The sequence below is a fragment of the Streptococcus sp. 2342 genome (genome assembly GCF_013276795.1).
Lineage (GTDB): Bacteria > Bacillota > Bacilli > Lactobacillales > Streptococcaceae > Streptococcus.
Genome location: NZ_VMLR01000005.1, coordinates 53941 through 73510, shown reverse-complemented (window position 1 = coordinate 73510; position 19570 = coordinate 53941). Strand labels below are relative to the sequence as shown.

General features: G+C 41.1%; 18 protein-coding genes. 16 read left to right on the top strand and 2 right to left on the bottom strand.

Annotation, left to right across the window (positions count from 1 at the left end; all coding sequences use genetic code 11):
* The first annotated feature begins 20 nt into the window (after window positions 1-20).
* The 14 genes from HT689_RS06935 to dnaJ all read left to right on the top strand — a co-directional run bounded on the left by HT689_RS06935 (window position 21) and on the right by dnaJ (window position 16693).
* Window positions 21-5036 carry a bacterial Ig-like domain-containing protein gene (locus tag HT689_RS06935; protein ID WP_173226081.1) on the top strand — a complete coding sequence of 1672 codons (5016 nt, stop codon included), beginning with the start codon at window positions 21-23 and terminating at the stop codon, window positions 5034-5036.
* Window positions 5037-5125: 89 nt separating this feature from the next.
* Window positions 5126-6322: a phosphoglycerate kinase gene (locus HT689_RS06930; RefSeq protein WP_001096743.1), complete on the top strand. Its 1197-nt coding sequence runs from the start codon at window positions 5126-5128 to the stop codon at window positions 6320-6322.
* 135 nt (window positions 6323-6457) lie between these two features.
* Window positions 6458-6985 carry an aromatic acid exporter family protein gene (locus HT689_RS06925; RefSeq protein WP_049515975.1) on the top strand — a complete coding sequence of 176 codons (528 nt, stop codon included), beginning with the start codon at window positions 6458-6460 and terminating at the stop codon, window positions 6983-6985.
* Between the two features lie 76 nt (window positions 6986-7061).
* The gene (gene glnR / locus HT689_RS06920; protein WP_000659548.1) at window positions 7062-7418 is read left to right on the top strand and encodes a transcriptional repressor GlnR; all 357 of its coding nucleotides are present in this window, start codon (window positions 7062-7064) and stop codon (window positions 7416-7418) included.
* Between the two features lie 36 nt (window positions 7419-7454).
* Window positions 7455-8801 carry a type I glutamate--ammonia ligase gene (gene glnA, locus HT689_RS06915; protein ID WP_173226083.1) on the top strand — a complete coding sequence of 449 codons (1347 nt, stop codon included), beginning with the start codon at window positions 7455-7457 and terminating at the stop codon, window positions 8799-8801.
* A 119-nt stretch (window positions 8802-8920) separates the two neighbouring features.
* Window positions 8921-9241 (top strand): PadR family transcriptional regulator, encoded by a 321-nt coding sequence (locus HT689_RS06910; RefSeq protein ID WP_049499830.1) that lies wholly within the window; start codon window positions 8921-8923, stop codon window positions 9239-9241.
* Window positions 9241-9816 (top strand): DUF2812 domain-containing protein, encoded by a 576-nt coding sequence (locus tag HT689_RS09965; RefSeq protein WP_173226085.1) that lies wholly within the window; start codon window positions 9241-9243, stop codon window positions 9814-9816. The genes HT689_RS06910 and HT689_RS09965 overlap by 1 nt, the downstream gene beginning before the upstream one ends.
* A 34-nt stretch (window positions 9817-9850) precedes the next feature.
* Complete coding sequence (locus HT689_RS06900; RefSeq protein ID WP_173226087.1) at window positions 9851-10363, top strand: DUF2812 domain-containing protein; 513 nt, start codon at window positions 9851-9853, stop codon at window positions 10361-10363.
* 160 nt (window positions 10364-10523) lie between these two features.
* Complete coding sequence (gene hrcA, locus HT689_RS06895; protein ID WP_173226089.1) at window positions 10524-11558, top strand: heat-inducible transcriptional repressor HrcA; 1035 nt, start codon at window positions 10524-10526, stop codon at window positions 11556-11558.
* A 26-nt stretch (window positions 11559-11584) separates the two neighbouring features.
* Window positions 11585-12109, top strand: coding sequence for a nucleotide exchange factor GrpE (gene grpE, locus HT689_RS06890; RefSeq protein WP_173226091.1), 525 nt, complete (start codon window positions 11585-11587; stop codon window positions 12107-12109).
* A gap of 369 nt (window positions 12110-12478) precedes the next feature.
* The gene (gene dnaK, locus HT689_RS06885) at window positions 12479-14302 is read left to right on the top strand and encodes a molecular chaperone DnaK (RefSeq protein WP_000034661.1); all 1824 of its coding nucleotides are present in this window, start codon (window positions 12479-12481) and stop codon (window positions 14300-14302) included.
* 12 nt (window positions 14303-14314) lie between these two features.
* Complete coding sequence (locus tag HT689_RS06880) at window positions 14315-14668, top strand: hypothetical protein (protein ID WP_173226092.1); 354 nt, start codon at window positions 14315-14317, stop codon at window positions 14666-14668.
* Window positions 14669-14727: 59 nt separating this feature from the next.
* Window positions 14728-15360 carry a DJ-1/PfpI family protein gene (locus HT689_RS06875; RefSeq protein ID WP_173226094.1) on the top strand — a complete coding sequence of 211 codons (633 nt, stop codon included), beginning with the start codon at window positions 14728-14730 and terminating at the stop codon, window positions 15358-15360.
* A 196-nt stretch (window positions 15361-15556) separates the two neighbouring features.
* On the top strand, window positions 15557-16693 hold the full coding sequence (gene dnaJ / locus HT689_RS06870) for a molecular chaperone DnaJ (RefSeq protein WP_173226096.1): 1137 nt from the start codon (window positions 15557-15559) through the stop codon (window positions 16691-16693).
* A 278-nt stretch (window positions 16694-16971) separates the two neighbouring features.
* On the opposite strand, the gene HT689_RS06865 is transcribed toward dnaJ, so the two are convergent.
* Both HT689_RS06865 and HT689_RS06860 read right to left on the bottom strand, forming a co-directional pair.
* Window positions 16972-17259: a hypothetical protein gene (locus HT689_RS06865; RefSeq protein WP_049532230.1), complete on the bottom strand. Its 288-nt coding sequence runs from the start codon at window positions 17257-17259 to the stop codon at window positions 16972-16974.
* 9 nt (window positions 17260-17268) lie between these two features.
* Window positions 17269-17679 carry an HIT family protein gene (locus HT689_RS06860; RefSeq protein ID WP_173251409.1) on the bottom strand — a complete coding sequence of 137 codons (411 nt, stop codon included), beginning with the start codon at window positions 17677-17679 and terminating at the stop codon, window positions 17269-17271.
* 67 nt (window positions 17680-17746) lie between these two features.
* Here HT689_RS06860 and HT689_RS06855 point away from each other — a divergent pair, with 67 nt between their 5' ends.
* Window positions 17747-18478 (top strand): ABC transporter ATP-binding protein, encoded by a 732-nt coding sequence (locus HT689_RS06855; protein ID WP_173251406.1) that lies wholly within the window; start codon window positions 17747-17749, stop codon window positions 18476-18478.
* Window positions 18475-19524, top strand: coding sequence for an ABC transporter permease (locus HT689_RS06850; protein ID WP_173251404.1), 1050 nt, complete (start codon window positions 18475-18477; stop codon window positions 19522-19524). Before HT689_RS06855 ends, HT689_RS06850 begins: the two co-directional genes overlap by 4 nt.
* The last annotated feature ends 46 nt before the right edge of the window (window positions 19525-19570 follow it).

Below are 19570 nucleotides of genomic sequence, written 5' to 3'. Positions count from 1 at the left end.
CAATCTTTTAGGAGGAGAAAATGAAGAATTCATTTTTTGAAAGACGTTGTCGGTACAGTATTCGTAAGTTATCAGTAGGAGCCTGCTCGCTGATGATTGGGGCTGTTTTATTTGCTGGTCCAGCCTTGGCAGAAGAAACTGCAGTTCCTGAAAATAATGGAGCCAATACAGAGCTTGTTTCAGGAGAGAGTGAGCATCCAACTAATGAAGCTGACAAGCAGCATGAAGGAGAACATGCTAGAGAAAATAAGCCAGAAAAGGCAGAAGGAGTAGCGACATCATCTGAAACTGCTTCGCCAGCAAGCAATGAAGCTGCAACTACTGAAACTGCAGAAGCAGCTAGCGCAGCTAAACCAGAGGAAAAAGCAAGTGAGGTGGCTGCAGAAACACCATCTGCAGAAGCAAAACCTAAGTCTGAAAAGGAAATAGAAGCAAAGCCTGAAGCAACTAGCCAAGGGGATGAGTCTAAGCCAGCAGCAGAAGCTAATAAGACTGAAAAAGAAGTCCAGCCAGATGTCTCTAAAAATACAGAAAAAACATTAAAACCAAAGGAAATCAAATTTAATTCTTGGGAAGATTTGTTGAAATGGGAACCAGGGGCTCGTGAAGATGATGCTATTAACCGCGGATCTGTTGCCCTCGCTTCACGTCGGACAGGTCATTTGGTCAATGAAAAAGCTAGTAAGGAAGCAAAAGTTCAAGCCTTATCAAATACCAATTCTAAAGCAAAAGACCACGCTTCTGTTGGTGGAGAAGAGTTCAAGGCCTATGCTTTTGACTATTGGCAATATCTAGATTCAATGGTCTTCTGGGAAGGTCTCGTACCAACTCCTGACGTTATTGATGCAGGTCACCGTAACGGGGTGCCTGTATATGGTACACTCTTCTTTAACTGGTCTAATAGTATTGCTGATCAAGAAAAATTTGCTGAAGCTTTGAAGCAAGACGCAGATGGTAGCTTCCCAATTGCCCGTAAATTGGTGGATATGGCCAAGTATTATGGCTATGATGGCTATTTCATCAACCAAGAAACAACTGGGGATTTGGTTGAACCTCTTGGAGAAAAGATGCGCCAGTTTATGCTCTATACCAAGGAATATGCTGCTAAGGTAAACCATCCAATCAAGTATTCTTGGTACGATGCTATGACCTATAACTATGGACGTTACCACCAAGATGGTTTGGGAGAATACAACTACCAATTCATGCAACCTGAAGGAGATAAGGTTCCAGCAGATAACTTCTTTGCTAACTTTAACTGGGATAAGGCTAAAAATGATTACACTATTACAACTGCCAACTGGATTGGCCGTAATCCTTATGATGTATTTGCAGGATTGGAATTGCAACAGGGTGGTTCCTACAAGACCAAGGTTAAGTGGAATGACATTTTAGATGAAAATGGGAAATTACGCCTTTCTCTTGGTTTGTTCGCCCCAAATACCATTACAAGTTTAGGAAAAACTGGTGAAGATTATCATAAGAATGAAGATATCTTCTTTACAGGTTATCAAGGAGACCCTACTGGCCAAAAACCAGGTGACAAAGATTGGTATGGGATTGCTAACCTAGTTGCGGACCGTACGCCAGCAGTAGGTAATACTTTTACTACTTCTTTTAATACAGGACATGGTAGAAAGTGGTTCGTAGATGGTAAGGTTTCTAAGGATTCTGAGTGGAATTACCGTTCAGTTTCAGGTGTTCTTCCAACATGGCGCTGGTGGCAAAAATCAACTGGTGATAAGTTGAAAGCAAGCTATGATTTTGAAGATGCTTATAATGGTGGAACTTCTCTCAAATTTGCAGGTGATCTTTCAGGTGCGACCAAGCAAGATGTTAATTTGTACTCTACTCGCTTGAAGGTGACAGATACCACCAAATTGCATGTTGCCCACAAAGGAGGCAAAGGAACCAAGGTTTATGTAGAATTTGCAACCAAGAAAGATTATACCTACGGTGATGAAGCTGCTCGTAAAGAATTGACAGTTTCAGATAACTGGACTACCGATGATTTTGATTTGAGTGCCTTGGCAGGTAAAACAATTTACGGTATTAAACTCTATTTTGAAAATGATAAAGACCTAAAAGGTTATCAATTTAACCTGGGGCAATTGACCATCAGCAATAATCAAGATGCTCCTCAGGCACCAACCACAGTAGCTGTAGCCAAACAAGTCCTTAAAAATGCCCAAGAAGCGGAAGCAGTTGTACAATTTACTGGTCATAAAGATGCTGATTTCTATGAAGTCTATGAAAAGGATGGCGATGCTTGGCGCCTATTGACAGGTTCATCTGCAACTACGATCTACCTACCAAAAGTTAGCCGCTCAGCAAGTGCTCAGGGTACAACTCAAGAACTGAAGGTTGTAGCAGTCGGTAAAAATGGGGTTCGTTCAGAAGCAGCAACTACAAACTTTGAGTGGGGGATGACTGTCCAAGACACAAGTCTTCCAAGACCTCTAGCAGAAAACATCGTTCCAGGGGCTACTGTTATCGGAAGTACCTTCCCAGATACAGAAGGTGGAGAAGGTATTGAAGGTATGTTGAATGGTACCATTACCAGTCTTTCAGACAAGTGGTCTTCTGGACAGTTAAGTGGTAGTGTGGATATTCGTTTGACCCAGCCGCGTACAGTTGTTAGATGGGTAATGGACCATGCTGGAGCTGGTGGAGAATCTGTAAACGACGGTTTGATGAACACCAAAGACTTTGACCTTTATTATAAAGATGCGGATGGTCAATGGAAGTTGGCTAAGGAAGTCCGTGGCAATAAAGCTCATGTTACAGATATTACCCTTGACAAGCCTATCACAGCTCAAGATTGGCGCTTGAATGTTGTCACTTCTGACAATGGAACTCCATGGAAGGCTATTCGTATCTATAACTGGAAAATGTATGAAAAGCTTGATACTGAGAGTGTCAATATTCCGATGGCCAAGGCTGCAGCCCGTTCTCTAGGTAATAACAAGGTACAAGTTGGTTTTGCGGATGTACCAGCTGGAGCAACCATTACCGTTTATGACAATCCAAATTCTCAAACTCCGCTTGCAACCTTGAAGAGCGAAGTTGGAGGAGACCTAGCAAGTGCACCATTGGATTTGACAAATCAATCTGGTCTTCTGTACTATCGTACCCAGTTTCCAGGCAAGGAAATTAGTAATGTCCTAGCGGTTTCCGTTCCAAAAGATGACAGAAGAATCAAGTCAGTCAGCCTAGAAACAGGACCTAAGAAAACAAGCTACGCCGAAGGGGAGGATTTGGACCTTAGAGGTGGTGTTCTTCGAGTTCAGTATGAAGGAGGAGCTGAGGACGAACTCATTCGCCTAACTCACGCGGGTGTATCAGTATCAGGTTTTGATACGCATCATAAGGGAGAACAAAATCTTACTTTACAATATTTGGGGCAACCGGTACATGCTAATTTGTCAGTGACTGTTACTAGTCAAGATGAAGCAAGTCCGAAAACTATTTTGAGAATTGAAGTAAGTCAGGAACCGAAAAAAGATTACCTAGTTGGTGATAGCTTAGACTTGTCTGAAGGACGCTTTGCAGTGGCTTATAGCAATGACACCATGGAAGAACATTCTTTTACTGATGAGGGAGTTGAAATTTCTGGTTACGATGCTCAAAAGACTGGTCGTCAAACCTTGACGCTTCGTTACCAAGGTCATAAAGTCAACTTTGATGTTTTGGTATCTCCAAAAGCAGCATTGAACGATGAGTACCTTAAACAAAAATTAGCAGAAGTTGAAGCGGCTAAGAACAAGGTGGTCTATAACTTTGCTTCACCAGAAATAAAAGAAGCCTTCTTGAAAGCAATTGAAGCGGCTGAGCAAGTGTTGAAAGACCATGAAACTAGCACCCAAGATCAGGCTAATGACCGACTTAATAAATTGACAGAAGCTCATAAAGCTCTGAATGGTCAAGAGAAATTTAAGGAAGAAAAGACAGAACTCGATCGCTTAACAGGTGAGGCTCAAGAACTCTTGGATGCCAAACCAAACCATCCTTCAGGTTCTGCCCTAGCTCCTCTTCTTGAGAAAAACAAGGCCTTGGTTGAAAAAGTAGATTTGAGTTCAGAAGAGCTTGCAACAGCGAAACAGAGTCTGAAAGATCTGGTTGCCTTATTGAAAGAAGACAAGCCAGCAGTCTTTTCTGATAGTAAAACAGGTGTTGAAGTACACTTCTCAAATAAAGAGAAGACTGTCATCAAGGGCTTGAAAGTAGAGCGTGTTCAAGCAAGTGATGAAGAGAAGAAATACTTTGCTGGAGAAGATGCTCATGTCTTTGAAATAGAAGGTTTAGATGAAAAAGGTCAAGACGTTGATCTCTCTTACGCTTCTATTGTGAAAATTCCAATTGAAAAAGATAAGAAAGTGAAGAGAGTATTCTTCTTACCTGAAGGCAAAGAGGCAGTAGAATTGACTTTTGAACAAACGGATAGTCATGTTATCTTTACAGCACCACACTTTACTCATTATGCCTTTGTTTATGAATCTGCTGAAAAACCACGAGTAGAATCTAATGGTGCAAATGACCTTGTTACTATCTCAACTAAACCAGAACAACAAAACACAGTCCTTCCAAAAACTACTAATCAACCGGATTCTGATCAACAAAAGGCTCCTAAATTGGAAGTTCAAGAGGAAAAGGTTGCCTTTGACCGTCAAGAGTATGAAAATGCTGATATGCTAGTTGGGGAACAACGAGTCATCATACAGGGACGAGATGGTCTGTTGAGACATGTCTTTGAAGTTGATGAAAACGGTCAGCGTCGTCTTCGTTCAACAGAAGTCATCCAAGAGGCGATTCCAGAAATTGTTGAAATTGGAACAAAAGTAAAAACTGAACCAGCAGTAGCGCCTACACAAGAAAAAACAGCCCAAAATACAACAGTTAAATCAGAAGAAGCAGGCAAACAATTGCCAAATACAGGAACTGCTGATGCCAATGAAGCCCTAATAGCAGGATTGGCAAGCCTTGGTCTTGCTAGTTTAGCATTGACATTGAAACAGAAAAAAGAAGATGAAGATTAAATATCGAAAAATCTTGTGAAATCTTTCCTTATATTTCCAAAGTGTGATATAATAGTTTCGAATAAAATAAATAAAGGGGTTTTTGTAACATGGCAAAACTTACTGTTAAAGACGTTGACTTGAAAGGTAAAAAAGTCCTCGTTCGTGTTGACTTCAACGTACCATTGAAAGATGGTGTAATCACTAACGACAACCGTATCACAGCAGCTCTTCCAACTATTAAGTACATCATCGAACAAGGTGGACGTGCAATTCTTTTCTCTCACCTTGGACGTGTGAAAGAAGAAGCTGATAAAGCTGGTAAATCACTTGCTCCTGTAGCAGCAGACTTGGCAGCAAAACTTGGTCAAGATGTTGTTTTCCCAGGTGTCACTCGTGGTGCTGAATTGGAAGCAGCAATCAACGCTCTTGAAGATGGACAAGTTCTCTTGGTTGAAAACACTCGTTACGAAGATGTTGACGGCAAAAAAGAATCTAAAAACGATCCTGAACTTGGTAAATACTGGGCATCACTTGGAGATGGTATCTTCGTAAACGATGCATTCGGTACAGCTCACCGTGCACACGCATCTAACGTTGGTATCTCAGCAAACGTTGAAAAAGCAGTTGCTGGTTTCCTTCTTGAAAACGAAATTGCCTACATCCAAGAAGCAGTTGAAACTCCAGAACGTCCATTTGTGGCTATCCTTGGTGGTTCAAAAGTTTCAGACAAGATCGGTGTTATCGAAAACTTGCTTGAAAAAGCTGATAAAGTCCTTATCGGTGGTGGTATGACTTACACATTCTACAAAGCACAAGGTATCGAAATCGGTAACTCACTTGTAGAAGAGGACAAATTGGATGTTGCGAAAGCTCTTCTTGAAAAAGCAAATGGTAAATTGATCTTGCCAGTTGACTCAAAAGAAGCAAACGCCTTTGCTGGTTACACTGAAGTACGTGACACTGAAGGTGAAGCAGTTTCTGAAGGCTTCCTTGGTCTTGACATCGGTCCAAAATCTATCGCTAAATTTGATGAAGCTTTGACTGGTGCCAAAACAGTTGTATGGAACGGACCTATGGGTGTATTTGAAAACCCAGATTTCCAAGCTGGTACAATCGGTGTGATGGATGCTATCGTGAAACAACCAGGTGTTAAATCAATCATCGGTGGTGGTGACTCAGCTGCTGCAGCGATTAACCTTGGACGTGCAGACAAGTTCTCATGGATCTCTACTGGTGGTGGAGCATCAATGGAACTTCTTGAAGGTAAAGTTCTTCCAGGACTTGCAGCCTTGACAGAAAAATAAGATTTTATAAATGAATCAAAGAAGAGAGGGATGAAGGTCCCTCTTTTCTTTTGCTTAAAATAAAAACGCTTCCTCTCAACTATTGCTCATAAAATCAGCCAATTTATGATAAAATGGAAATAGAAAGTTGAGATTATGAGTTATTTTAAAAAATATAAATTCGATAAATCCCAGTTCAAACTTGGTATGCGAACCTTTAAAACAGGTATTGCTGTTTTTCTAGTTCTCTTGATTTTTGGCTTTTTTGGTTGGAAAGGTCTTCAAATTGGTGCTTTGACAGCCGTTTTTAGCCTGAGGGAGAGTTTTGATAAGAGTGTCCATTTTGGGACTTCGCGTATTCTAGGAAATAGTATCGGTGGTCTCTATGCCCTCCTCTTCTTCCTATTAAATACCTTTTTCCACGAAGCCTTTTGGGTAACCTTAGTAGTTGTTCCAATATGCACCATGTTAACCATTATGACAAATGTAGCCATGAATAACAAAGCAGGAGTTATTGGTGGTGTAGCAGCTATGTTAATCATTACCCTATCGATTCCGAGTGGCGAAACAATTTTGTACGTATTTGCGCGTGTATCAGAAACTTTTATGGGAGTTTTTGTCGCAATTCTCGTAAATTACGATATTGATCGTATTCGGCTCATTTTAGAGAAAAAAGAAAAATAATGTTACATTTTATAACATTATCAATTGACGTTTGTCTTTTTTTAGACTATAATAGACAGAAAGAAGGAAATTGTAAATGAAGGAAAAAGAATTTCGCCGAAATATGGCTGTTTTTCCTATCGGCAGTGTTATGAAGTTGACCGATTTATCGGCGCGTCAGATTCGTTATTATGAAGATCAAGAGTTGATAAAGCCTGATCGAAACGAAGGGAACCGTCGCATGTATTCCTTGAATGACATGGATCGTCTGCTTGAAATCAAAGATTATATCTCTGAAGGTTATAATATCGCTGCTATTAAGAAAAAATATGCTGAACGTGAAGCGAAATCCAAGAAAGCGGTGAGTCAGACTGAGGTGCGTCGTGCACTTCATAATGAACTCCTCCAACAGGGTCGCTTTGCTTCAGTACGGTCACCTTTTGGTCGCGGTTAGGCAACCGCAAGTAGTTATACATTAAGGAGAAAACTCATGCCAATCACAGCTGCAGATATTCGTCGTGAAGTCAAGGAAAAAAATGTTACCTTTATTCGTCTCATGTTCTCAGATATTTTGGGAACCATGAAAAACGTCGAAATTCCTGCTACAGATGAACAGTTAGATAAAGTCTTGTCAAATAAGGCTATGTTTGATGGATCTTCTATTGAAGGTTTTGTACGTATCAATGAGTCAGATATGTACTTGTACCCTGACTTGGATACATGGACAGTCTTCCCTTGGGGAGATGAAAATGGAAGTGTTGCAGGTTTGATCTGTGATGTCTATACAACAGAAGGTGAGCCATTTGCAGGTGATCCTCGTGGCAATTTGAAGCGTGCTCTTCGTCACATGGAAGAAGTAGGATTCAAGTCCTTTAACCTTGGGCCAGAGCCAGAATTCTTCCTATTTAAGTTGGATGAAAATGGAGACCCAACACTTGAAGTGAATGACAAGGGTGGCTACTTTGATTTGGCGCCTACTGACCTTGCGGACAATACACGTCGTGAGATTGTCAATGTCTTAACCAAAATGGGATTTGAAGTAGAAGCCAGTCACCACGAGGTTGCGGTTGGACAACACGAGATTGACTTTAAGTACGATGAAGTTCTCCGTGCTTGTGATAAGATTCAAATCTTTAAACTTGTTGTTAAAACCATTGCTCGCAAACATGGTCTTTACGCAACCTTTATGGCCAAACCAAAATTTGGTATTGCTGGATCAGGTATGCACTGTAATATGTCCTTGTTTGATGAAGAAGGAAACAATGCCTTCTTTGATCCAAATGATCCAAAAGGAATGCAGTTGTCAGAAACGGCCTACCATTTCCTTGGCGGTTTGATTAAGCATGCCTACAACTATACTGCCATCATGAACCCAACAGTTAATTCATACAAACGTTTGGTTCCAGGTTATGAAGCACCGGTTTACATTGCTTGGGCTGGTCGTAACCGTTCGCCGCTTGTGCGCGTGCCTGCTTCACGTGGTATGGGGACTCGTCTTGAGTTGCGTTCAGTGGATCCAATGGCGAACCCGTACATCGCTATGGCAGTTCTGTTGGAAGTTGGTTTGCATGGTATTGAAAATAAAATCGAAGCACCAGCTCCTATCGAAGAAAATATCTACATCATGACAGCAGAAGAGCGCAAGGAAGCTGGTATTACAGACCTTCCATCAACCCTTCACAACGCTTTGAAAGCTCTGAATGAAGATGAAGTTGTCAGAGCGGCTCTCGGAGAACATATTTATACTAGTTTCCTCGAAGCTAAACGAATCGAATGGGCAAGTTATGCAACCTTCGTTTCACAATGGGAAATTGATAACTATTTAGACCTTTACTAATACTAATATAGAAGAAAGATTGCCTGAGGGCGGTCTTTTTTCTTGCGTTTTATATCGAGGTGTGATATATTTTATATAACGAAGTGCGATATATCGAATTGAATAGGAGGTGAATGCAAATGGAATTAACGGATAAGATTCGTCGAGTTTATCTTCCGATGACGGAAACGGGTTTTTATATCTTGTTCTGTCTGCAAAAGGAAGGTCATGGTTATAGTATTACGCAAAAGGTCAAGGAGATGACAGATTCGCAAATCTTGATTAGTCCTGGAACTATGTATGGAACCTTGTCAAAAATGGAAAAGGATGGTTTGATTTCCTTTGTCCGAGAAGAGGAAAAACGGAAAATTTATCAGATAACAGATTTGGGACAAAAAGTCTTAGATATTGAATTGAATCGTATTGAACGGCTATATAGAAACAGTCGGGAGGAAGTATGATGGAAAAGAAAATTGTTTATCGAATTTTTACAATTGCGGATTATGAGAGGGAGGCTCTATACTTTAGAGAAATGCATGCTAAGGGCTGGAAACTTAGAAAAGTAAGCTATTCTATCTTATTGTTTGCAGTTAAGTATACCTTTGAAAAGTGTCACCCTGAGCAAGTGTCTTATCAGTTGGATTTTTACCCAATGGAAAAATCAGAGAGAGCCTCCTATTTACAACTATTTAAAGACTGTGGCTGGGAGCATATTACAGACTTTAATGGGTTTTCCTACTTTAGAAAGCTTCATTCTGGAATTGAATCGGATACTGAGTTTGAAATCTATAATGACGCTGCTGGGAAATTAGCTATGGTTAAACGGATTTTAACGAGGCGGATGCTTCCTATTTTGCTTCTCTTTTTAGCTCTACTACCGGTTTTCTCAAAGTTTGTCAGTGGAGGTAGTTCTTTCAGTTGGGTAGTGTTTTTGATTTTCATAATAGATTGGGTTTTATTGATAGTTTTTGCGATTCAGATTTCTTATATTTTTTGGAGCTTGTTTCAAAAATGGAAAGAATTATCTGACAAATAAAACTATGTATGTTTTCTGATATGGAGGTAAGGTAATGAATAGCAAAGTACAATTTCGGATTTTCACCATTGTTGATTTGGACAAGGAAGAAGAGTATTTACATGAGATGCATTTGAAAGGTTGGAGGTATAGAACGAGTCGTTTTGGTTTGTTCTATTTTGACCAATGTCAACCAGAAGATATCATCTACCGTATCTATGATTCTAGATTTCTTAAAAAATATAAGCATGAACTGCAAGATTTTAGAAATAGAGGTTGGGAATTGATAGAAGCAGGTTCTTGTTCGATTCTTCGTAAATCGTCTTCTGATTTACTTCCAGAGGATCAAGTCTATATGAGTAAGGGACTCAGGTGGGAATTTATGCGATCTAGACTTCGTTCCTGTACAGCTACTTTCTCGGGTGGTCTTGTTGTTTGTATGAGTTTATTTAAAGAAGAGCTTTCTATGTCTTTCTTTATTATTTTTCTTTTGTATGCTTTTCTGATTTTTTATCTAATCTATGGTTATTTCAGACTTAAAAGGAAATACCAAGTAGATAAACAGTAAGGTTCTAGGTCTTTAGACTGATTTTTAGCACTCTTGGTAAAAGAGTGCTAATTTTTTGAGTTTTTATCTTGACATTCTCTTTTAAGGGTGTATAATAGAATCATAAGTTAGCACTTGAGTGTATCGAGTGCTAATTGATCAGACAGAGAGGAGTGGTGAGATGGTTACAGAGCGTCAGCAGGATATTTTAAATCTGATTATTGACATCTTTACCAAAACGCACGAACCTGTCGGATCCAAAGCCTTGCAAGAGTCTATTAACTCTAGCAGTGCAACCATTCGTAATGACATGGCGGCTTTAGAAAAGCAAGGGTTGCTTGAGAAGGCTCATACATCAAGTGGTCGGATGCCGAGTGTTGCTGGTTTTCAGTACTATGTGAAACATTCACTGGATTTTGACCGACTGGCTGAAAATGAGGTATATGAGATTGTCAAAGCCTTTGATCAGGAATTCTTCAAATTGGAGGATATTCTGCAAGAGGCTGCTAATCTACTGACAGACCTGAGTGGCTGTACGGTAGTAGCACTGGATGTTGAGCCGAGCAAGCAACGGTTGACAGCCTTTGATATCGTTGTTTTGGGGCAGCATACAGCCTTGGCAGTATTCACCCTAGACGAGTCTCGAACGGTTACCAGTCAGTTTCTGATTCCAAGGAACTTTTTGCAGGATGACTTGCTGAAGCTGAAGAGCATTATTCAGGAGCGTTTCCTCGGCCACACCGTTCTAGATATTCACTACAAGATTCGGACGGAGATTCCGCAGATTATCCAGCGTTACTTTACAACAACGGACAATGTTATCGATCTCTTTGAGCATATCTTTAAGGAAATGTTCAACGAAAACATTGTGGTGGCGGGTAAGGTCAATCTCTTGAATTTTGCCAATCTGGCAGCTTATCAGTTCTTTGACCAACCGCAAAAGGTGGCTCTGGAGATTCGTGAGGGGTTGCGTGAAGATCAGATGCAAAACGTCCGTGTTGCGGACAGTCAAGAATCTTGTTTAGCAGATCTAGCGGTGATTAGTAGTAAGTTCCTCATTCCTTATCGGGGAGTTGGAATTCTAGCAATTATTGGTCCTGTTAATCTGGATTACCAACAGCTAATCAACCAAGTCAATGTGGTCAACCGTGTTTTGACCATGAAGTTGACAGATTTTTACCGCTACCTCAGTAGTAATCATTACGAAGTACATTAAGATTGAAATCATTAAAGGAGGCGAAAATGGCCCAAGATAAAAAAAATGAAGAAGTAGAAGAAGTCCAAGAAGAGGAAGTTGTGGAAACGGTAGAAGAAACAACTCCTGAGAAGTCTGAATTGGACTTGGCAAATGAACGTGCGGATGAGTTTGAAAATAAATACCTTCGCGCTCATGCAGAAATGCAAAATATCCAACGTCGTGCCAATGAAGAGCGTCAAAACTTGCAACGTTATCGTAGCCAGGACTTGGCAAAAGCAATTCTCCCTTCTTTGGATAACCTAGAGCGTGCACTCGCGGTTGAAGGTTTGACAGACGATGTCAAAAAAGGATTGGAAATGGTGCAAGAAAGCTTGATTCACGCTTTGAAAGAAGAAGGAATCGAAGAAATCGCAGCTGACGGTGAATTTGACCATAACTATCATATGGCCATCCAAACTCTCCCAGCAGACGATGAACACCCAGCAGATACTATCGCCCAAGTTTTCCAAAAAGGCTACAAACTCCATGACCGCATCCTACGCCCAGCAATGGTAGTTGTTTACAACTAGGCAATTCTGACGGTAGCTAAAGCAACTCGTCAGAAAACGGCAATCGCTATGGCGCTTGCCTAGCCTCCTTACTAACTCGTCGTCGAAATAAAATCGATTTCGACTCCTCGTGTCGCAATTTACATAATAGAAAACTTGTCCGAAACGACACTAAACTATGAAGAAAGATAAAAAAGTAGTTCAGCTTTGCAATAGTGAGCGAAGCGAACCAAAGACGATACTCTTCGCCGTGGCGCTATTTGCGTAAACTTTGAGACCTTAGGTTCAAAGTTTAGTCAAAGAGATTGACGAAGTCAAGCTCTAACGGCACCGCCACTTAAGAAGAGTATCAAAAAGAAAAAAAGAAGATAAATTTAAGGAGAAAAACACATGTCTAAAATTATCGGTATTGACTTAGGTACAACAAACTCAGCAGTTGCAGTTCTTGAAGGAACTGAAAGCAAAATCATCGCAAACCCAGAAGGAAACCGCACAACTCCATCTGTAGTATCATTCAAAAACGGCGAAATCATCGTTGGTGATGCTGCAAAACGCCAAGCAGTCACAAACCCAGATACAGTCATCTCTATCAAATCTAAAATGGGAACTTCTGAAAAAGTTTCTGCTAACGGAAAAGAATACACTCCACAAGAAATCTCAGCAATGATTCTTCAATATTTGAAAGGCTACGCTGAAGATTACCTTGGTGAAAAAGTAACTAAAGCAGTTATCACAGTTCCAGCTTACTTCAACGACGCTCAACGTCAAGCAACAAAAGACGCTGGTAAAATCGCTGGTCTTGAAGTAGAACGTATTGTCAACGAACCAACAGCAGCAGCTCTTGCTTACGGTTTGGACAAGACTGACAAAGAAGAAAAAATCTTGGTATTCGACCTTGGTGGTGGTACATTCGACGTATCTATCCTTGAATTGGGTGACGGTGTCTTCGACGTATTGTCAACTGCAGGGGACAACAAACTTGGTGGTGACGACTTTGACCAAAAAATCATTGACCACTTAGTAGCAGAATTCAAGAAAGAAAACGGTATTGACTTGTCTACTGATAAGATGGCAATGCAACGTTTGAAAGATGCAGCTGAAAAAGCGAAGAAAGACCTTTCTGGTGTAACTTCAACTCAAATCAGCTTGCCATTTATCACTGCTGGTGAAGCTGGACCTCTTCACTTGGAAATGACTTTGACTCGTGCTAAATTTGACGATTTGACTCGTGACCTTGTAGAACGTACAAAAGTTCCAGTTCGTCAAGCCCTTTCAGATGCAGGTTTGAGCTTGTCAGAAATCGACGAAGTTATCCTTGTTGGTGGTTCAACTCGTATCCCAGCCGTTGTCGAAGCAGTTAAGGCTGAAACTGGTAAAGAACCAAACAAATCAGTAAACCCTGACGAAGTAGTTGCTATGGGTGCTGCCATCCAAGGTGGTGTCATCACTGGTGATGTCAAAGACGTTGTCCTTCTTGACGTAACACCATTGTCACTTGGTATCGAAACAATGGGTGGTGTATTCACAAAACTCATCGACCGCAACACTACTATTCCAACATCTAAATCACAAGTCTTCTCAACTGCTGCAGACAACCAACCAGCCGTCGATATCCACGTTCTTCAAGGTGAACGCCCAATGGCAGCAGATAACAAGACTCTTGGACGCTTCCAATTGACAGATATCCCAGCTGCACCTCGTGGAATTCCTCAAATCGAAGTAACATTTGATATCGACAAGAACGGTATCGTGTCTGTTAAGGCTAAAGATCTTGGAACTCAAAAAGAACAAACTATTGTGATCCAATCTAACTCAGGTTTGACTGACGAAGAAATCGACCGCATGATGAAAGATGCAGAAGCTAACGCTGAAGCAGATAAGAAACGTAAAGAAGAAGTAGACCTTCGTAACGAAGTAGACCAAGCGATCTTTGCGACTGAAAAGACAATCAAGGAAACTGAAGGCAAAGGCTTCGACGCAGAACGTGACGCTGCCCAAGCTGCCCTTGATGACCTTAAGAAAGCGCAAGAAGACAACAACTTGGACGACATGAAAGCAAAACTTGAAGCATTGAACGAAAAAGCTCAAGGACTTGCTGTTAAACTTTACGAACAAGCCGCCGCAGCCCAACAAGCTCAAGCAGGAGCAGAAGGTGCACAAGCAACAGGAAACGCAGGCGATGACGTCGTAGACGGAGAGTTTACTGAAAAGTAAGGGGCTAGTGTTATGAGTGTTAATAAAAATAATCTTTCTGACATTGCAGATTATCATGAAAAGATAAAGTTTTTTGAAGAATTATTTAATTTGCATTGTAATTCAACAGAAATGATGGTAACTGTGGAAAGAAATGGAAATGTCATTTATAAAGAATTTACAGAAGTAGCTGTTGGTAAGAGTAAATATGACTACACTTCTGTGTTTAAAGATGTTATGATTGACTTTTCAGATCATATACGTCAGGAGTTAGATCTATATAAAACACAAGACCCACACTATAATAAATTTGAATTTGATTTGGCTAAAAGGTCTTTGAAGATTACTACTAGAGATAATACAATAATTTTTATTTCAAAGGAATAGTCTAACCACAGAGGTTGCAACCCAGCCTCTGTTTTTCGGTAAAATAGAGGATGTTGCGTATGAAAAAAGTACTTTGTATCATTTATCCTAATTTTTCTCTTTATGAGATAGCCTCTTTAACAAGTACTTTAGCTCTGTCTTTTGATATCACGATTGATTATGTCGCTTCTGAGAATTCGATGGTGGTCTCTGAGGATGGTTTGTCCTGTCAACCGACGAAAATATTGGGTCAGATCCGTATAGAAGATTATTCTTGTGTGATTTTGCCAGGAATGGTAAATATAGGTTCTGCTCTACAAGATGAGAAATTGATCTCGTTTTTGAGAAGGCTTAATGAGCAAGATATCCTAATTGCAGCTATTTCTTCAGCGCCCCTTTTATTGGCGAAAGCAGGTTTGTTGAACGACACGAAATTTACAGGTGGAATTTGGCAAAACTTCTTTGACTATTTTGAATTTCTTCCACGTGAGAATTTCCAACCGAAAGTTCTTGTCCAAGATAAACAAATCATTACGGCTATCGGTTTTGCACATCAAGAGTTTGCAAGAAAAGTGATTTTCGGTTTAGGGTTGGCAGAGAATGCTGACAACTATTTTAAAGAACAGAACGAATATTCAGAAGAGGATTTGATATTTACTCTATCAGATGAAGAGTTTAATCAAGTGAAGCAGAGTATAGAAAACAGCCTCTAAAGATTTACATGAAAATTATAGAAAGGAACAAAGGTGTTCGTAACTGAACACGGGTTCCCAAATTTCTTACTCAATATAAAAGAAAGGAATTGAATCCGACCTAAATTCTCGGAAAAAAGATAAATCTGTCTAGGAGCATCGCTCCAGCGTCAGATTTCCTATTTTTCAGTCGAATTTTACGGTCTTGGTATCTTGTATGAACAATACTGAATTTTATGATCGTCTGGGGGTGTCCAAAAACGCTTCGGCAGACGAGATCAAAAAGGCTTATCGTAAGCTTTCGAAAAAATATCACCCAGATATCAACAAGGAGCCTGGTGCTGAGGAAAAGTACAAGGAAGTTCAGGAAGCCTATGAGACTTTGAGTGACGACCAAAAACGGGCTGCCTATGACCAATACGGTGCTGCTGGAGCCAACGGTGGTTTTGGTGGAGCTGGTGGTTTCGGCGGTTTCGATGGGGCAGGTGGCTTCGGTGGTTTTGAGGACATCTTCTCAAGTTTCTTCGGCGGAGGCGGTGCTTCGCGCAATCCAAATGCTCCTCGTCAAGGGGATGACCTCCAATACCGTGTGAATTTGACCTTTGAAGAAGCTATTTTTGGAGCTGAAAAAGAAGTCAAATATAACCGTGAAGCAAGCTGTCGTACATGTAATGGCTCAGGTGCTAAGCTAGGAACCAGTCCAGTCACTTGTGGACGCTGTCATGGCGCTGGTGTCATTAACGTCGATACGCAGACTCCGCTTGGTATGATGCGTCGCCAAGTAACCTGTGATGTCTGTCACGGTCGCGGAAAAGAAATCAAAGATCCATGTACAACATGTCATGGAACAGGGCATGAAAAACAAGCTCATAGCGTACATGTGAAAATCCCTGCTGGTGTGGAAACTGGTCAACAAATTCGCCTAGCAGGCCAAGGTGAAGCAGGCTTTAACGGTGGACCTTATGGTGACTTGTATGTAGTGGTTTCTGTGGAAGCCAGCGACAAGTTTGAACGTGAAGGAACTACTATCTTCTATAATCTCAACCTCAACTTTGTCCAAGCGGCTCTTGGTGATACAGTGGATATCCCAACGGTTCACGGTGATGTTGAATTGGTTATCCCAGAGGGAACTCAGACTGGTAAGAAATTCCGCCTACGTGGCAAGGGAGCTCCTAGCCTTCGTGGTGGTGCAGTTGGTGACCAATACGTTACTGTTAATGTCGTAACACCGACAGGCTTGAACGACCGCCAAAAAGCAGCGCTTAAAGAATTCGCAGCTGCAGGTGATTTAAAAGTCAATCCAAAGAAAAAGGGCTTCTTTGACCATATTAAAGATGCCTTTGAAGGAGAATAAAGCAAAAAGAGCCGAGTGGCTCTTTTTGCTTGTAGATTTTTAAGACTTTCCTTAAGTGATGACGGACGGTAGCGACCTTCTTCGAAGTTCCATACCTAAACTTTGAGCCTAGGTCTCAAAGTTTCCGGACACCTGAAACTAAGCTGTTTCAGGTATTTTCATTACGGCGGAAAGACTTCGATTTAGTTATGAAATGGTGAATGAGTTGCCTAAATTATGATGTATAGTTGATGGGATATAACTTGTTTACGTTTTAAAAAAGAGCCGTCGGGCTCTTTTTACTTATCTTCCAGTTCCTGTGTTTCTTTGATCACAGCTAGTCTAGTCTGGATATCTTTTTCCAAGATCTTAAACTTGTAAGTCAGGTCTTCTTGGTATTCCTTGATGAGTTCTTTTTGCTGGTCAATGATTTGCAGGCTGTTTTGGATAATATCCACATCGTCCTTGATAGCTTGAACGCGGTCAGTGGTATTCAAGACTTCATCTGTGATGGTTTGACGATTTTTTGTGACCAGATAACTTCCAGCTGCAGCTCCTGCAAATAGCAGTAGATTGGATAATTTCATGGCAACTCCTTAGGCGTTTTTGATAGTTTCAGCGACTTGAGCGAGTTTGTCAAAGTCTGGTTCGTGGGCGATAAAATCAATCTTGAGGTCATCGTCCGAACTGTAGCGAGGCACGAGGTGAACGTGGGTATGAAAGACTGTTTGACCAGCGACTTCTTCACAGTTGGCAATGATATTCATACCAGCAGCTTTGGTAGCTTTCATGACTTTTTGAGCCACTTTTGGCACTTGGGCAAAGAGTTGGCTGGCGCTAGTAGCGTCCATTTCCAAAAGATTGCGATAGTGTTCTTTGGGAACGACCAAGGTATGTCCTGGTGTCACTTGAGAGATATCAAGAAAGGCAAGAACCTGCTCATCTTCATATACTTTTGAAGCAGGGATTTCCCCTGCGATGATTTTACAAAAAATGCAATCTGACATAAAATCTACCTCTACTGTATTGAATTTTGATATAATATAGCTACATTATACCAGATTTGGAGAAAATATGTTAGAAATTAAAAACCTGACAGGTGGCTATGTCCATGTCCCTGTCTTGAAAGATGTGTCCTTTACCGCTGAAAGTGGACAGTTGGTCGGTTTGATTGGTCTCAATGGTGCTGGTAAATCGACGACAATCAATGAGATTATCGGTCTGTTGACACCTTATAGTGGTTCTATCAATATCAATGGCTTGACCCTGCAAGAAGATGCAACGAGCTACCGCAAGCAAATTGGCTACATTCCTGAGACGCCTAGTCTGTATGAGGAATTGACTCTCAGAGAGCATATCGAAACGGTTGCCATGGCTTATGGTATTGAGCAGAAAGTGGCTTTTGAGCGAGTAGAGCCCTTGTTAAAAATGTTCCGTCTGGACCAGAAATTAGACTGGTTTCCTGTTCATTTTTCAAAAGGGATGAAGCAAAAGGTCATGATTATTTGTGCTTTTGTGGTGGATCCGAGTCTTTTTATCGTGGATGAGCCTTTCCTTGGTCTTGATCCGCTGGCTATTGCGGACTTGATTCAGCTTTTGGAAGTGGAAAAGCAAAAAGGCAAGTCTATTCTCATGAGTACCCACGTGCTGGATTCGGCTGAGAAGATGTGTGATGCCTTTGTTATTCTTCACAAGGGAGAGGTGCGTGCCAAGGGAAATCTCCTGCAACTGCGCGAAGCCTTTAACATGCCTGAGGCTAGTTTGAATGATATTTACTTGGCTCTGACCAAAGAGGAGGAGCTATGAAAGACTTGTTTTTAAAGAGAAAGCAGGCTTTTCGTAAGGAGTGTGTCGGTTATCTGCGCTATGTTCTCAATGACCACTTTGTCTTGTTCCTGCTTGTCTTGCTAGGTTTTTTAGCCTACCAGTACAGTCAACTCTTGCAAGATTTTCCTGAAAATCGTTGGCCTATCCTTCTGTTTGTAGGAATTACGTCTGTTTTACTTTTGCTTTGGGGAGGAATTGCCACCTATATGGAGGCTCCAGACAAGCTCTTTCTCTTAGTCGGAGAAGAGGAAATCAAACTCCATCTTAAGCGTCAAACCGGCATTTCCCTAGTTTTTTGGCTCTTTGTCCAGACCCTTTTCTTGCTTTTATTTGCGCCCCTATTTTTGGCGATGGGTTACGGCTTGCCACTTTTTCTGGTCTATGTGCTTTTATTGGGGGTAGGAAAATATTTCCTCTTTCGTCAAAAGGCCAGCAAATTTTTCACTGAAACTGGACTGGACTGGGACTATGTCATTTCTCAAGAAAGCAAGCGTAAGCAAGTTTTGCTTCGTTTCTTTGCACTCTTTACGCAGGTCAAGGGAATTTCAAACAGTGTCAAGCGTCGTGCCTATCTGGACTTTATCCTAAAGGCTGTTCAGAAGGTGCCTGGGAAGATTTGGCAAAATCTCTATCTGCGTTCTTATCTGCGAAATGGAGACCTCTTTGCGCTCAGTCTCCGTCTGCTCCTACTTTCCTTGCTGGCGCAAGTCTTTATCGAGCAAGCTTGGATTGCGACAGCAGTGGTAGTTCTCTTTAACTACCTCTTGCTCTTCCAGTTACTGGCCCTCTATCATGCCTTTGACTACCAGTATTTGACCCAACTTTTTCCACTGGACAAGGGGCAAAAAGAAAAAGGCTTGCAGGCTGTAGTCCGAGGGTTGACCAGTTTTGTTTTACTGGTGGAATTAGTTGTCGGGTTGATTACCTTCCAAGAAAAACTGGCCCTTCTAGCCTTACTGGGAGCTGGTTTGGTTTTACTAGTCTTGTATTTGCCTTATCAGGTAAAACGTCAGATGCAGGACTAACATTGCCTATATGACACTAAAAAAGAAGTTGAGTTCAGTCTGTCTC